Source organism: Prosthecobacter sp. GW821-HT29F12 (assembly GCF_058803405.1).
Window position 1 is genome coordinate 570,022 of record NZ_CM179517.1, and the last position, 18,042, is coordinate 588,063.

Here is an 18,042-nt window from a genome sequence, read left to right on the forward strand (position 1 = left end):
ATGGGTCTTCCTCTGGAATACAGCAGTTCCTCGAATGTTTCTAAAGAAACAGGCGAGTCGACTGCCTCGATTCTCCGCGCTGCCGCGTGGCTTAGGAGGCGTTGCGCCCGAGGCCAGCGCTCACTGACGGCGGGGATCACGTTCTTTGTGGTTTCAGCGGTGGGGGCTCTTGCCGCGACGGATTATAGTGATTACAGCGGCTTCGGCGGTGCCAGCAGCACGACGGTGAGCACCATCAGGATAGGTGCCACCACCGACAGTGAAACGAGCATCACGGCCAGTTCCCTCGCCATGGGAGATGACAACACGGGCACGGATGATGAAGACGGCGTGACCCTGCCGAGCAGTCTGGTCGCAGGTACGACAGGAAGCATCATTGTGAACGTCACGAACACCAGTGGTGCCACCGTCTTCCTCAATGCGTGGATCGATTACAACAAGAACGGCTCGCTCACGGACTCTGGCGAACAGATTGCCTCGAACACGACGATCGCCACGGGCAGCTCGAATTCCAACCGTACCATCAACTTCACCGTGCCGGCCGGCGCCACCCTTGGCAATGTGGGCGTGCGCGTGCGCCTGACCTCCACGAGTTCTCCAGGTACCACGGGCCTGAGCGGCAATGGTGAAGTGGAAGATTATCTGGTGCAGATTTGTCCGGCCATCACGGTGGGCCCGACCACTCTGGGCACTGCGACGGTGGGCACCGCCTACTCGCAGACGATCAGCGCCAGCGGCGGCACGTCACCCTACAGTTTCAGTGTGAGCAGCGGCACGCTGCCAGACGGGCTGACCCTGAGCTCGGGCGGCGCACTGACCGGCACTCCCACCTCCGGTGACACCCAGACCTTCACGGTGAAAGCCGTGGATCAAAGCGGCTGTGTCGGCACCCGCAGCTACACATTTACGCCGGCATGCACGAGCTATGTGATCTCACCGTTTGCCATGGGGTCGTGGGATTTGTCCACGGCGGTCAATGTGACAATGGTGGCCACGGCGACTTCGGGCTCTGTGAACACACCGCTCACCTGGTCGCTGGCGTCGGGCACGCTGCCTGCGGGCCTTTCCCTGAGCAGCGCGGGCGTGCTGAGCGGCACCACCACGGCGAAGGGCACCAGCAGTTTCACGGTCCAGGTCAGCGACTCCTACGGGTGCACCGCCTCGCAGTCTTATTTCATGACGGTGGCATCCGGCACCAGCTACTCCAGCTTGCTCTACGTCAGCTCCGGCACTGGCAGCACCGGTTATCTGGAGACGTACGATGTTTCCACGGGGGCCAAGGTGCTCGTCGGTCAGACGAAGGATTCGAGCGCCCACTACCTGACGGACCTGGCGTGGTCACCTTCGGGAATTCTCTACGGCATTGACTTCAACAACATCTACCAGATCAACCCGACGACCGGAGCCGTCACGCGGCTGGGAAGTTTTGGCAACAGCCTCAACGGCCTGGTGTTTGACTCGGCCGGGAAGCCCTACATCAGCAGCGTCAACGACGGCGACATCTACACCTTCAATCTGTCCTCGCTGAGCACCAGCTCCACGACGGCGCTGACCCGTGCCTACAGCTCGCCAGCCACCGTTCCGAATGGCGAGGCGCTCGCCAGCGCCGGTGACCTCGCCTGGATCGGCAATGAACTGTATTATACCGTGGCCGGCAGCGGATTCACCTCCTTCTACCTCTATAAAGTGCCTGAAGGCGGCACCGCCACACAGCTTGTGGGGCAGATCAAAACCACGGGGGGCGCGGCCATTGCCGATGTGTTCGGTCTTTCCACGGATGGCTACGGCACGCTGTATGCGCAGGCGGGCAAGGCGCTGTACACGCTGGACAAAACAACCGGCGTGGCCACCACCGTGAACTCCAGCATCGCGGCAAGCGCCATCTCCGGTGGCGCCATGCGCTATGAGTTCACGCAGGTGCTGGACGACTTCGGCGACTATTCCTTATTCCCGGTGGCACGCGACACCGTGTTCAGCTCGCTGCTGATGGGCTCGCTGATTGATTACGACATTCCGGCGGCCTTCAATACGGCGGCGAATGCGGACGACCAGTCATGGACGGATGACGAAGACGGCGTGACGCTGCCAGCCAGCGCGGTGCAGGGAGCCACGGGCGTGAGTGTGACGGTGAAGGTGACGAACACTTCCGGCGCGCCGGCTTTCCTGAACGGCTGGGTGGACTTTGGCAACAATGGATCGCTGACGGACAGCGGCGACCAGATCATCAACAACGTCGTGATCCCCTCTGGCACGAACAATGTGAGCCAGAGCTACACCTTCAATGTGCCTGCCACTGCTGCGGTGGGTGCTCTCGGCGCACGTTTCCGTCTTACTGCCGTGACCAATCCCGGCCCCACGGGTGCCAGCGGTCCGGGTGAAGTGGAAGACTATCTGTTCAATGTGACCTGCAGCACCATCACGCTGACTCCGGGCACGCTGCCCACTCCCACGGTGGGCACCGCGTATTCGCAGACGGTGACTGCCAGCGGCGGCAACGGCCCCTACACCTACGCGGTGGCCACCGGGGCGCTGCCCGCCGGCCTTACGTTGAATTCCAGCACGGGCGTCATCTCGGGCACTGTCACCAGCTCCAGCGCAACCAGCTTCACGCTGCGTGCCACGGATGCGAAGGGCTGCACCGGCACGCTGACCAGCAGCATCACGCCTACCTGCCCGGCGGTGACGGTCACTCCGCCCACGCTCAACACACCGACGGTGGGCACCAGCTTCACACAAACCCTCAGCGCCACGGGCGGCATCTCGCCTTATACCTGGGCGCTCACCAGCGGCACGCTGCCTTCGGGGCTGTCTCTGAGCACGAGCAACGGGACGATCAGCGGTCTCCCCACGAGCTCCGCCTCGACGAGTTTCACGGTGCGTGCCACGGATGCTGCTGGCTGTCTTGACACTCAGGCTTACACCGTCGCACCTGCCTGCCCGACGATCAGCATCTCGCCGAGCACGCTGGCGGCAGGCACGGTGGGCACCGCCTACTCGCAGACCCTGAGCGCGAGCGGCGGCACCGCAGCCTACAACACCTGGACCGTGACGAGCGGCACGCTGCCTGCGGGTTTGACACTCAATTCCAGCACCGGCGTCATCAGCGGCACGCCGACGGCTTCCGCCAGTCCCTCGACCTCCGTGACCGTGCGCGTGAATGACGCCTACGGCTGCCAGGGCACGCAGGTGGTGACGCTGCAAATCTGTCCGATCATTTCGATCTCACCCTCGATCCTGCCAACTCCCACTGTGGGCACGGCCTACTCGCAGACACTCACTGCTTCTGGTGGCGCCGCATCCTACACCTTCACGCTGGCCAGCGGTGCACTTCCCACCTGGGCGACGCTGAGTTCCTCAGGCGTGCTTAGTGGCACGCCCAACAGCACAGCGGCAGCCACTTTCACCGTGCGAGCCACGGATGCCAATGGCTGCTCCACGACGCTCTCTTTCACCATCACGCCGATGTGTCCGACGGTGACCATCACGCCGGCATCACTCGCGCAGGGCACGGTGGGCAGCGCTTACTCGCAGACGCTTTCCGCCACTGGCGGCGTGGCGCCTTACAGCTCATGGACCGTCACCGCAGGCACGCTGCCGGCGGGACTCACGCTCAATGCCAGCACGGGTGTCATCAGCGGCACGCCAACGGCTTCCGCCAGTCCTTCGACCTCCGTCACGGTGCGGGTGAATGATGCCAATGGCTGCCAGGGATCACGCGCGATCACGTTCCAAATCTGCCCGGTCGTCACGTTCTCGCCCACCACGCTGGCCACGGCGACGGTGGGCACGTCTTATTCTCAAACGATCACGGCCAGCGGCGGCACCGGCCCATACACCTTCACCCTCGCCAGCGGCACGCTGCCCACCTGGGCTTCGCTGACTTCCGCCGGTGTGCTCAGCGGCACGCCGAATTCCACCACCACGGCCATTTTCACGCTGCGTGTCACGGATGCCAATGCTTGCACCTCCACGCTGGCTTACACGCTCACGCCAGTGTGCCCGACGATCTCCATCACGCCCACGACACTGCCCGCAGGCACGGTGGGCACGGCCTACTCGCAGACGCTCGCCGCGAGCGGTGGCATCGCGCCCTACAGCACGTGGACGGTCACGGGTGGTGCGCTGCCAGCGGGCTTGACGCTCAATGCCAGCACGGGCGTCATCAGCGGTACGCCGACGGCATCCGCCAGTCCGGCGACCACGATCACCTTCCGCGTGAATGATGCCAATGGCTGCCAGGGAACGCAGGCCGTGACGTTGCAAATCTGCCCGGTCATTTCGCTCTCTCCCACCACTCCGGCCACGGGCACCGTGGGTGTTTCTTACTCGCAGACGATCACCGCTTCAGGTGGTTCTTCCGCCTACACCTATGCGGTCGTCAGCGGCACGCTGCCAGCGGGTCTCTCACTCAATGCCAGCACGGGGGTGGTGAGTGGTACGCCTTCTTCACAGACCAGCGGCAACGTGACCATCCGCGCCACGGATGCGAACGGCTGCCAGGGCACGCAGGCGATGACCTTTGCCATGGGCTGCCCGGCCATCACCATTTCCACAGCCACGCTGCCGCTGGGCACCGTCGGCAGCGCGTATTCGCAGACGCTCGCGGCCACCGGCGGTTCAGGAAATTACACCTGGTCAGTCACCAGCGGCACGCTGCCAGCAGGGCTGACACTGAGCAGCGGTGGCGTCCTCAGCGGCACGCCGACCACGGGCAATGCAGCAGGAGTCAGTGTGACCATCGCCGCCACGGACAGCGTCAACGCCTGCGCCGGCACGAAGACCTACACGCTGCAGGTGTGCCCCGTCGTCACGCTTTCACCTGCCACGCTGACCGCACCGACGGTGGGCACGGCGTATTCGCAGACCATCACCGCTTCCGGTGGTGCGGCTTCCTACACCTACACGCTGGCCAGCGGCACGCTGCCCACCTGGGCCACGCTGAGCAGTGCAGGGGTGCTGAGCGGTACGCCCACCACCACCACGGCGGCCACCTTCACGGTGCGCGCCACGGATGCGAACGGTTGCACCGGCACGCGCGCCTACACCGTCACGCCGGGCTGCGCCACCATCGCCATCAGCCCCACCACCCTCACGCAAGGCACCGTGGGCACGGCCTACTCGCAGACACTGGCCGCCAGCGGTGGCACGGCGCCTTACAGCTCATGGACACTCATCAGCGGCACGCTGCCCACAGGCCTCACGCTGAATTCCAGCACCGGAGTCATCAGCGGCACACCGACGGCAGCGGCCAGTCCGGCCAGCTCCATCATCGTTCGGGTGAATGATGCCAATGGCTGCCAGGGATCGCAGACGCTTTCACTGCAAGTCTGCCCGGTGGTCTCGCTCGCGCCTGCGACACTGACCACGCCAACGGTGGGGGCGGCTTATTCCCAGACCATTTCCGCCAGCGGTGGTGCTTCGCCCTACACCTTCACACTGGCCAGTGGCTCCCTGCCAGCCTGGGCCACGATGAGTTCCGCAGGTGTGATCACTGGCACGCCGACCAGCACGACGACTGCAGCTTTCACCGTGCGTGCCACGGATGCCAATGGCTGCGCCAAAACGCAGGCCTGCACTCTGGCACCGGTCTGCCCCACGATCAGCATCCTGCCCGCAGCGCTGGCGCAGGCCGTGTCCGGCACCGCCTACTCGCAGACGCTGACGGCCAGCGGTGGCAGCGCCGCTTACACCTGGGCGCTGACCAGCGGCACGCTGCCAACGGGGCTCACGCTCAATGCCAGCACCGGCGTGATCTCCGGCACACCCAGCGTGGTGAATGCGACGGGCACCAGCCTCACCCTGCGCGCCACGGACGCCAATGGCTGCCAGGCTTCCAAGACTTTGACCCTGCAGGTCTGCCCGGCCATCAGCATCACTCCCACGACGGCAACGGCGGCCACGGTCGGCACGTTTTACAGCCAGGCCCTCGCCTCCAGCGGCGGCACTTCGCCCTACACGTATTCCATCAGCAATGGCACGCTGCCAGCAGGTCTGCTGATCAGCAGCAGTGGTGTCATCAGCGGCACGCCCACGACTGCCAACGGACTTGGCAGCAGCTTCACGGTGCGCAGCATGGATGCCAACGGCTGCTTTAAGGACCAGATCATCAGCCTCAAAATCTGCCCGGTCATCTCCCTGTCTCCGCTCACCACCTCATGGATGGTGGGAACGAGCTCTTCTCAGACGCTGAGCGCGAGCGGCGGCACCTCTCCGTATGTCCTGGCCCTCGCCAGTGGTACGCTGCCAGCGGGAGTGACCTTCAACGCAAGCACCGGTGTGCTGAGCGGCACGCCCACGAGCTCGACTTCACGCACCTTTGTCATCAGCGCCACGGATGCGAACAGCTGCGTGGGTACGCAGAGCTACACCATCACACCGCAGTGCCCTGTCATCAGCGTCAGCCCCGGCACGCTGGCCGTGGGCATGGTGGGTTCCAGCTACTCGCAGACTTTCATCACCGCAGGCGGCACCGCACCCTACACGTATGCGATCACGGGTGGTTCGATGCCTGCAGGCCTGGGCTTCAACACCTCCACCGGCGCGATCAGCGGCACGCCGACAATCTCGGGCACTACCACGCTCACGGTAAAAGTCACCGATGCCAACAACTGCCAGGCGACGATCACGCGCAGCATCATCATCTCCGCCACCGTGACTTCGAACTGCCCGACGCCTCTCAATCAAAGCGTCGGCGGCGCCTACTTGGTGACGCGCCTCGGTCGCGACGTGCTCGGCGGTGAAAACAACGGAGTTGGAACCTGCCTTTACAACATGTCGCCAAACGGCCGATGGATCACCGGCATCCGCGTGGCCACCAAGTCCTACGGTTTCACCATGAACATGCTCACGAACGTGGCTGTGAACGTGCCGTTGCTGGATTCGACACATCCGTATGCCATGGGTCGTGACGTGAATGACAGCGGTGATGCGGTCGGCTATGAAAAATGGACGGTGGGCAACAAGCTGAGCATCGTCCCATGGTTTTACAGCCAGACGAGCGGAACGACGGTGCGGCTGCTGACTCCGTATGATTCGAACGCCAGCATGAGCGCCATCCCCTCTGCGCTGACGAGCGACAGCGCGTATGCTTTTGGCACGGTGGATCCTGACGGCCCCGGCGGCCCGGTGCTGGCGCAGGGCGGCTACTGGAATCTCAATACTCGTGCCTGGACAGCGATCTCCGGCGTGCGTGATGTCGTCGATGCTTCCGCCGATGGCACCAAGCTGCTGGTCACGGACAGCAGTGGCGTGAGCAAGGTGCTCAGTGGCAGCCCCGCAGCAGGCTACAGCACGGTGGTGGTCACTTTCACCGGAGGTTCGCTGAACGCGGGCCGCATCAGCCCGAACGGACGCTACATCGGCAGCAGCCAGCGTCTTTCCGGCGTGCCGACACCGTTTGTGTATGACACGCAGACCAGCACGCGGACCAACCTGCCACGCATCCTGCCACAGGACAGTCTGGGCGGCATCGTCGGTGCGGTGAGTGACACGGGTCGTGTGCTCGGCACGATCTACAGCAGCGGATCGACGGGAAGCTTTGCGGTGATGTGGGACACGCCGCAGGATTTGTACACGCGCATCTCCGACCTGCTCGTCTCTGACGGCCACGTGGCGCAGGACAGCACCTACTCCTTCTGGAACCTCTACAACGGTGGTGACGGCATCTCCGCCGACGGCAAGACGATGGGCGTCTTTGGCGACAATCCTTTCGGTCAGGAAGACTCGATGGTGTTCCAAAAGGTGGATGTGGCTGACACGCGGCTGTGCCTGGGCAATGCGGTGTGGCAGGACACGAACCGCAACGGGATCAAAGACTACGGCGAAACGGGTGCGGTGGGCGCGGTGGTGCGTCTCTTCCATCCCGGCGCGGATGGCGTGCGCGGCGGTACAGGCGTGAATGCGGACTACGAAGTTTCGACTCCGGTCACCATCTCCAGCAGCGGTGTCTATGTCTTCAGCGACATCCCTTCGGGCAGCTACTATGTGCAGGTCACCCCACCGGCATCACTGCCTGTGACCTCCGGTGTGGTGGTGGCGCTGGACAACGGCGTGGACAATGACAACAACGGCATGCAGCCCGGCGGTCCCGGCACGCCGATCTACAGCCCCATGATCACACTGATCCCCGGCACGGAATCGGTGAACGATGGCGACTCCAACACCAACACGGAATTCACCGTGGACTTTGCGCTGAGCGATGGCGTGAGCCTGGGCGATCTCGTGTTTGCCGATCTCAACGGCGACGGCCTCTATCAGTCCAATACTGAATCCGGCCAGGCGAACATCACGGTGCAACTGCTGGACGCCACCACGAGCAACGTGCTGCTGACCACGACGACCGACGCCAGCGGCAAGTACTTCTTTGGCGGCCAGGCACCGGGAACCTATCGCGTCAACATTCCCACTCCGCCTGCGCTCTACACGTCCGCCACGCTCACGGTGTATGCCGACAATGGCGTGGACAATGACAGCAACGGTTCGCAAAACGGCGGTGCTGGCACTGCAACGATCAGCCCGGTGATCACACTGGCCACGGGAACGGAGCCGGGGTCCTCGGGAAGCACGAGCTTTGAAAACACGATCGACTTTGGTTTCCGCTCCTGCCCGGTGATTGTGATGACACCCACGACGCTGACGAGCGGTCTGGTGGGCAGCGCTTATACGCAGGCGATGAGCGCCACTGGCAGCAGTGCGACCCCTTACACCTGGAGCAAGTCTTCAGGCACATGGCCGGAAGGCCTGAGCATCAGCAGCACGGGCAGCATCAGCGGTACGCCGACGGTGCCGACGAGCGGGGTGAACGGCACGACCGTCACCGTGCGTGCCATGGATGCGACCACCTGCTTCAGAGACCAGGCGCTGCAGATCAAGATCTGCCCGGTGATCACGGTGAACCCCACCACGCTGCCATCTCCGGTGATCGGTTCACCTTACGCGCAGACGATCACGGCGTCCGGCACGACCGCCACGCCGGTGACGTTCAGCGCCACGGGTCTGCCATCCTGGCTGTATCTGAATGCGAGCACCGGAATGCTGTCTGGCACGCCGACGAACTCCACCTCCGTCACCTTCACGGTGACCGCGACGGACGCGAATCTTTGCTCCGCCTCCCGGACTTACACGCTGCCACCCGTGTGCCCTGCCGTCACCATCACTCCGGCAACTCCAGCCGTGGGCACGGTGGGAGTGCCCTACAGCCAGTCATTCAGTGCCACTCCGACCTCCGGCCTGACGGCGCAGTATTACTCGACGACGACCTTCAAAACACTGCTGCTGACACGGCAGGAAGCGTCCATCAACAATGACTGGGGCGCGGGCTCGCCGGACCCTGTGGTTCCAGTGGATCAGTTCTCGGTGCGCTGGAGCGGCTTCATCCGCCCTGCGACCACCGGCACCTACACCTTCCAGAGCACGAGCGATGACGGTGTGCGCGTGTGGGTGAACAACACGCTGGTCATCGACAAATGGCAGGATCAGGGCGCTACCAGCTACACCGCCACGGTCAATCTGACCGCAGGGGTCGTGGTGCCCATCCGGGTGGAATATTATGAAGCCGGCGGCAATGCGGTGATGAAGCTGTACTGGTCCGGCCCGAATCTGACGCTGCAGCCGGTGACGGGCTGGCTGGATTACGTGTGGGGAGTCTCGGGCGGCGTGCTGCCTGCGGGCCTGACGCTGAACCCGACCACGGCTGTCATCAGCGGCACACCCACCACGGCGAACGGACTTGGGATCAGCCTCACCATCACCGCCACCGATGCGAACGGATGCGTCGGCAGCCAGGTGTGGCCGGCGCTGCAAGTCTGCCCTGCCATCAGCATGTCGCCTGCGACCCTGCCACCGGCGACGGTGGGACAGCAGTATGTGCAGACGGTGGCGGCCTCGGGCGGCGTGGCACCTTATCAATACAGCGTCGTCGCCGGCGCCCTGCCAGCGTGGTGCACGCTGAATGCTACAACCGGGAAGATCTCCGGCACGCCGACTGACAACAGCCCGGGCAACTTCACCATCCGGGCCACGGATGCCAACGGCTGTGCGACCACGCAGATTTACACCCTGGACCCACGCTGCACGATCTTCACCGTGACGCCGGGTACACTGCCGAGCGCCACGGCGGGCACCGCGTATTCGCAGACTCTGGCGAGCAGCGGCGGCACCGGGCCCTACACCTACACGTTGAGCAGCGGTACGCTTCCTGCCGGAATCACGCTCAGCAGCGACGGCGTCCTCAGCGGGACCGCCGCGACAGGAGACGGCAGCAGCTCCAGCATCACGGTGGCGATCACGGATTCAACGGGATGTCTGGGCAGCGCCACCTATCAGGTGCAAGTGTGCCCTGCGATCACCCTCAGCCCGACCACGCTGCCTGTGCCTTACCTTGGCCTCAGCTATTCGCAGACGATCACCACCAGCGGCACGAGCGCGACGCCGCTGACCTGGAGTGCGACGGGTCTGCCCGCATGGCTGAGCATCAACAGCAGCACGGGGGTGCTCAGCGGCACGGCCACGGAGAGCACGCCGGTCACCTTCACGCTCATTGCCACGGATGCGAACGGATGCACAGGCTCACGTTCTTATACGCTGACGCCGGTTTGCCCGGCGATCGCGGTGGGAGGCACCACGCCTGCCAACGGCTACCTCAGCACCAGCTATGGCCAGAGCATCACCGGCAGCGGCGGCACCGCGCCGTATTCGTTTGTGCTGGTGAGCGGCAGCATGCCACCCGGACTCAGCCTGGCCAGCAATGGCAACGTGACCGGCACGCCGACGACGCTGGGCACCTACACCGTCACCGTGCGCGCCACAGACGCCTACAGCTGCCAGAGCACCGCGACTGCGGTGACCTTCAACATCAAAGGCATGGGCATCGGCAATCAGGTGTGGGTGGACATGAACGATGACGGCCTGCGCGGCTCGTCCGAAAGCGGCGTGCCCAATCTGCCGGTGCAACTGTGGGCCCCGGGCATCAATGGCGTGGCGAACAACGGCAGCGGCGATGACGTGCTGGTGGCCTCCACGACCACCGACTGGGATGGTCAGTATCTTTTCAGCGGACTGGCTCCCGGAATCTATTACGTGCGCATCCCGACACCGCCGACCTTCTACCCGAAGGTGAGCACCAGCCAGGTGAATCAGGACAACGGCGTGAACAATGACAACAACGGCATCCAGGCGGTGTCCGGTATCGCGGTGGTCACACCGCTGATCACCCTTTATCCCAACACGGAGCCCGGCGCTGGCGTGGATGGAGACGACACGGATTTCGACAGCACCATCGACATCGGCTTCGCCAATGCGAACCCATGTCAGATCACCAATCTCATCGACAACCCAAGCTTTGAACTGCTGGGAGTGCCGAATGCGACGGGCACCGCCACAAGCGTGATGGGATATGATGGCACGGGCACCTCGTTTGGCGCCGGCATCAATGCCTACCAGTGGTTGGGCGGCACGAACGGGACCAGCGGCATCGGCGAGCCCGTGCAGCGCGTGCAGATCGCGGTGGGCAGCAGCGGCTCCAAGGTTTCCTGGATGGAGAGTGTGAAGAGCCGGCACGGCAAGCGCATGGTGCTGCTGCAGGGCACGAACTCCGCTGTGAATCTGATGCCTGCGGGCGGTGGCAGCTGGAGCAGCGTGCTGCAGCCGGGCAAAGAATATGAGCTGAGCGTGTGGGCCTCCAGCGCCTCCTCTGGTGCGGCTTCGATCCTGTGGAATCTCGGAGCGAATGCGCAGATTTTCCAAATCATCACCGGAGCGACGCCGGGCCTGTATCAATACTACACGGTGCCGCAGGGTGAAATGAGCGCGACTGCTCCGGGCGTGAGCCAGTGCTGCGGATACAGCGGCGGCACGATCTCGTATTCGGCCTTTGGTGCATCGGATTACAACAACTGGACGGAAGCGGGTGCAAACAACACGCAGCCGCTGTGGAGGCAGTTCACCTATCACTTCCGCGTGGCCAATGGCGCGACGCAATCCCAGATCGACACCGCGACGCTGGCGCTTTCCGGCGGCAGCAGCACCAATGCGGTGGCGGCTGACCTTGTGTACCTCTGCCAGGTGAACACCACCGCCACGCTGACGATCGGCAATCTGGTGTGGAACGACGCGAACAAGAACGGCGTGCGCGACACGGGCTCGAATCCTGAGATCGGCATCAGCAGCGTCGTGGTGGATCTCTTCCGCAGCACGAACGACATCGCCGGAGATGCCGATGACCTGCTGATCGCCAACACGACGACCAACTCGGCGGGCGCCTACAACTTCACCGGACTGGCCGACGGCAAATACGTGGTGCGTGTGACGCCGCCTGCGAACATCCCCGCGACCGGCGGCAGTGTTGTGGCGCTGGACAACGGCGTGAACAATGACAACAACGGCAGCCAGCCCGGCGGACCGGGAACGTATATCTACAGCCCGGTCATCACGCTGGCCAGCGGCACGGAGCCAACGAACGATGGCGACACCAATCCTGACACGGAACTCAGCGTGGACTTCGGATTGTTCTCCGGCATCCAGCTTGGCAACCAGCTCTTCATCGACGCCAACAACGACGGCGTCTTCAGCAGCGGCACAGAAGCCGGTGTGGGCGCTGGAGTGACGGTGGAACTGCTCGATGGCACGGTGAACACGGTCATCGCCAGCACGACGACGAACAGCTCGGGCGTGTATGGCTTCACGGTGTATCAGCCTGCGAACTACCGCGTGCGTGTGCCGACACCGCCGTCGGCTTATCCGCTGGCTTCAGGCGTGGTGGACACTTCGGATGACGGTCGTGACAATGACAGCAACGGCATCCAGAGCAGCGGCATCAACACGGCGGTGATGAGCCCGGTGATCACGCTGACGGCTGGCGGCGAGCCGGGAAGCACAGGCAATTCAAACACGGAGAACACGATCGACTTCGGCTTCCGCGCCTGTCCGGTCATCACGATCAGCCCCGGCACGGTGGCGGTGGCGACGCAGTATGTGGCCTACAATCCGCTCACGCTGACCTCCAGCGGTGGTTCGGGCGGCTATGTGTATGCGATCAGCAGCGGTGCTCTGCCCAATGGGATGACGATGAACAACGCCGGTGTCATCAGCGGCACACCCGGTGCTTCGGCGGCTCCTGGCAGCTACAACTTCACGGTGCGCAGCACGGACAGCATCGGCTGCTCCAGCACGCAGAACTACACGCTGACGCTGAGCAACGCGATCGTGACGGTCAATCCGGCCACGCTGCCTGCGGCGACGCAGTATGCGGCCTACACGCAAAATCTGGCAGCCACGGGCGGCACCGCGCCATACGCCTGGAGCTACGGACCTTCCGCATTGAGCGGCGCCGCCGCATGGTGGCCCGGTGAAAGCGGAGCCACGGAAGTGATCGCGGGCAACAACGGCGCGCTGATGAATGGCGTGGCCTTCACCGCCGGTCTGGTGGGACAAGCATTCAGCTTTGATGGAGTGAATGACTACCTGCAGGTGGCGGATCAGTCGGTGATGCGTCCGGCGCAGATCAGCCTGGAAGCCTGGGTGCGTCCGGCCACTGCCACACCTGCGGCAGATCAGATCCTCATCGAGAAGACATCGAACGCGACCGCTCCAGCGAACGGCTACGGATTGATCCAGCGCAGCGGCACGAGCACCGTGCGCTTCTGGATCAACGGCACCGGCTCGGTGGCAGGCACGTCCGAATTTGTCGATGCAACGCTGACGGTGGGAAGCTGGAGCCATGTGGTGGCCACGTATGATCTCACCAGCATCAGCATTTATGTCAACGGCGTGCAGGTTGCCACGAAGGCCTTCAGCGCGGCGATCAATCATTCGACGCAGCCGCTGGTGATGGGCGGCAGCGCGACCGCCGGCACCTCATGGAATGGCGCGCTGGATGAACCGGTTCTTTACAACCGCGCGCTGACTTCTGCTGAAGCTCTGGCACGTTATAGCGTCACCAACACCGGCAACAACGGCATGCCTGCCGGGCTGACGCTGAACACCACGACCGGAGTGCTGAGCGGCACGCCCACGGCGGTGCCTGCGAGCTATCCCTTCACGGTGCGCGCCACGGACTCCTACAGCGGCATCGGTCTGCGCAGCTACTCGCTCACGGTGGGCTGCCCGACGCTGAGCATCTCTCCGAGCACCTTCACGGATGCGCCGCAGTATGCAGCCTACACGGCGGTGACGATGACGGCGACGGGCGGCACGGCTCCGTATCAGTGGGACATCACCAGCGGTGCGCTGCCCACCGGCATGAGCCTGAGCAGCGCAGGCGTCCTCAGTGGCACGCCGGGCTCCGCACCGGCGACCTACTCCTTCACGGTGCGTGCGCGTGACGCCAACAACTGCGTGAGCACGAAGGCGCTGAGCGTGAAAGTCATCTGCCCAACGATCACCCTCACTCCGTCCACCCTTTCAAATGCGCAGCAGTTTGCGGCCTACTCCTCCGTGCTGCTGGATGGCACGGGCGGCAGCTCTCCTTACACCTTCAGCATCCAGAGCGGCGCACTGCCCACGGGCATGAGCCTTTCCAGCGCCGGTCTGCTGAGCGGCACACCCACGGCGGTGCCGGGAGATTACACGGTGGTGGTGAAGGGGACCGACAGCGCGAGCTGCTCCGCCACGCGCAGCTACACGCTGCATGTGAACTGCCCGACGATCACCATCAGTCCGTCCACCCTGGCCGGCGGCATGCAGTATCAGGCTTACAGCCAGACTTTGACCGCGAGCGGTGGCAATTCCACCTACACCTGGTCGCTTGCGAGCGGCAGCCTGCCAACGGGTCTGACCCTGAGCAGTGGCGGAGTCATCAGCGGCACACCGACGGTGGCACCTGGAACCTACACCTTCAGCGTGACGGCGACGGACTCCGTGGGATGTACGGCCACCCGCTCCTGCAGCATCATCTTCAGCTGCCCGGCCATCGCCATCACACCGACGACGCTGCCACAGGCCACGACGACGGTGGCCTACAGCCAGCAGCTCACGGCGACCGGCGGCTCCTCGCCTTACACCTGGACGCTGGCCGCAGGCGCACTGCCATCCGGCATCACCTTCTCCTCCGCAGGTCTGATCAGCGGCACGACTTCGGCGGTGGGATCGTTCAACTTCACGGTGCAGGCGAGCGACCTGAACGGCTGCGTGGTGCAGCAGGCGCTGGCGCTGGGCGTGAACTGCGCGGCGATCACCATCTCCCCTTCATCCCTGACCACCGCGACGGTGGGCACGGCCTACTCGCAGCAGTTTAGCGCCACGGGTGGTGTGGGCACGAAGACATGGACCGTGAAAACGGGCACGCTGCCCGCGGGCATGACGCTGAGCTCGGCAGGTCTGCTGAGCGGTACTCCCACGGACACGGCGGGCACCTTCAACTTCACGATCCAGGCGATGGATCAAAACAGCTGCCCTGGAACTTCGGCCTACTCTCTGACGCTGCAGTGCCCCGCCATTACGATCACGCCAAGCAGCGTGCCGAACGGCACTGTGGCCAGCAGCTACTCGACGACGCTTTCGGCTTCCGGCGCAACGGCTCCTTACACCTGGACTCTGCAGTCGGGCAGCAGTCTGCCTTCCGGTCTGGCGCTGAGCCCCACCGGCGTCATCAGCGGCACGCCGACGGCACCCGGCAGCTACAGCTTTGGGGTGACGGCACGCGGCAGCTATGGCTGCACCGGCACGACAACCATCACCATGACGGTGAGCTGCCCCACACTGGCGTTGAACCCCACGAGCCTGGGCTCGGGGTATCGCGGTGTGTCCTACAGCCAGACGGTCACCGCCACAGGCGGCATCAGCCCTTACACTTATTCGGTCACCGCCGGCAGCCTGCCTCCGGGCGTGACCTTGAACTCCAGCACGGGCGTGATCAGCGGCACACCGACGGCGGCGGGCAGCTTCAGCTTCACCGTGCGCGGCGTGGACAGCGCCACATGCTCCGGCACGCGGGATTACATCGCCGTGATCAATGGTCTGACTCTGGGCAATCTGGTGTGGCAGGACACGGACCAAAGCGGGACGAAGGATGTGGGTGAGCAGGGCATCGGCAGTGTCTCGCTGCAGTTGTTCTCCACGACGGATGCGGTGATCGGCAACGGGGATGATGTGTCCCAGGGCACGACGACCACGGACGGCACGGGCGCGTATGCGTTCACCGGACTGGCTCCTGGAAAATACTTTGTGAAGATCGCCACGCCACCGACGGCTTATCCGCTGTCCTCCGGACCGCAGGTGGCGCTGGACAACGGCGTGGACAATGACAACAACGGCGTGCAGGCCGGTGGAGTGAGCACCGCCATCGTCAGCCCGATCGTCACGCTCGCGGTGGGCCGTGAGCCGGGTGATGTGGTGGGCGGCATCGATGCGGACAACACGCTCGACTTTGGTTTGCGCGCAGTGCCGGCCTCCCTCACGAACCTGCTGGAATACGAGCTGAACAGCAGCAGCGGCGGCCTGCCCGCACCGCCGAGCATGAAGAGCTCCGCCGTGGTGAACGCGGCGAAGATCCAGATCGAGGACGACATGAACGGCCTCACGGACATCAGCGAACCGACCAACAACGGACCGATCCGCAGTGGTGCGCTCTCACGCCGCATGCGCGACTGGGATTCCGCGTATGACACGGGCTATGATGCTGTGCCGTCCTCGCTGGTGCAGCGCCCTGACAGCTTGTGGATCCGGTTTGACATGGACCCGACGGCCACGGGCAACATCGGCAACCTGCTGTTTGATGTGTACCGCGTGGGCAGCACCGCGCCGGTGCAGGGGAAGGTGTTCCTTTCCTGGATGGAAGGCGCGACCGTGAAGACGGTGACGACGAACGTCTTCCAGCTTGCGGCTACTGCTTCCTGGTATTCGATGAACCTGGCATGGACGAACTCCATCGGAGGTGCATCCACGCTGCCGACGGGAGCGCAGCTCGCGGGCAAGTCCTTCATGGTAGAAATGTATCTCTGGGGCGGTGACGGCTCAGGGTACATCGACATCGACAACATTCTGCTGCAGGGCAGCGCCACCACGAATCCGCAGACGCTGGCCATCGGTGACTTCGTCTGGGCGGACACGAACGGCAACGGCATCAAGAACCCACGTGAGCCCGGTCTGCAAAACCTCACGGTGCAGCTCATGAATCCCGGCGCTGACTCGCTGCCGAACACAGGGGATGACACGCTGGTCTCCACCACGACCACGGATGCGAACGGCTACTACCTCTTCAGCGGCCTGTCCGCGGGCAATTACTTCGTGCGCCTGCCAACGCCTGATCCGATGTGGCCGACGGCGTCTCCAAGCGTGAATCTGGACAACGGCGTGGACAATGACAGCAACGGCATCCAGCCCGGTGGCGTGGGCACGGCGGTGTCCAGCCCGGTGATCAATCTGGCGCTGGGCAAGGAGCCGGGCAATCTGGCCAGCGGCGGCGGCAACCAGGACATGACGGTGGATTTCGGCTTCAGCGCCGCGATGACGATGGGCAACTTCGTCTTCTCCGACACCAACAACAACGGCCTTGTGGATGTGGGTGAGACCGGCGTCGCAGGTGCGCAGCTGGAGCTTTACACCTCCACCGACACGACGGTGAACAACGGGGACGATGTAAAAGTGGGCACCACCTTCACCACGGGCAGCGACGGCCTTTACAGCTTCACCGGACTCAGCGCGGGCAAGTATTACGTGAAGCTCACGCCGCCGATCACGCATCCGCGCCGCAGCACGACGAGCAGCAATGCGGACAACGGCATCGACAATGACAGCAACGGCATCACGCAGTCCGCCACGGGCGCGCCGATTTACTCACCGATGATCACGCTCTCCGCGCTGACAGAGCCGGGCAGCCTGCTGGCGCCGTTTGGCAGCAACCTCGACAACACGATCGACTTTGGTCTGCGCCCGACCTTCTGCCGCATCGGCAACCTGGTTTACAAAGATGCCAACAACAACGGCGTCTATGATTCCGGTGAAGGCATCGGCGGTGTGCGCGTGGAGCTGCTCAACAGCGCGGGTTCATTTGTGACCAGCACCACCTCAAGCACGACCTCCACCAAGGTTGGGCAGTACTTGTTCAGC

At 64.0% G+C, this 18,042-nt stretch carries 1 protein-coding gene (only partly in view); it reads left to right on the plus strand.

Features of this window, described 5'->3' with window-relative positions:
• A protein-coding gene (locus tag AC3RLQ_RS02315) for a putative Ig domain-containing protein (protein ID WP_493033980.1) crosses the window boundary here: on the plus strand, positions 1–18,042 show its 5' portion. The gene runs 12,534 nt beyond the window's last position; the window shows 18,042 of its 30,576 coding nt (coding positions 1–18,042); it begins with the start codon at positions 1–3; its stop codon lies beyond the right edge, outside the window.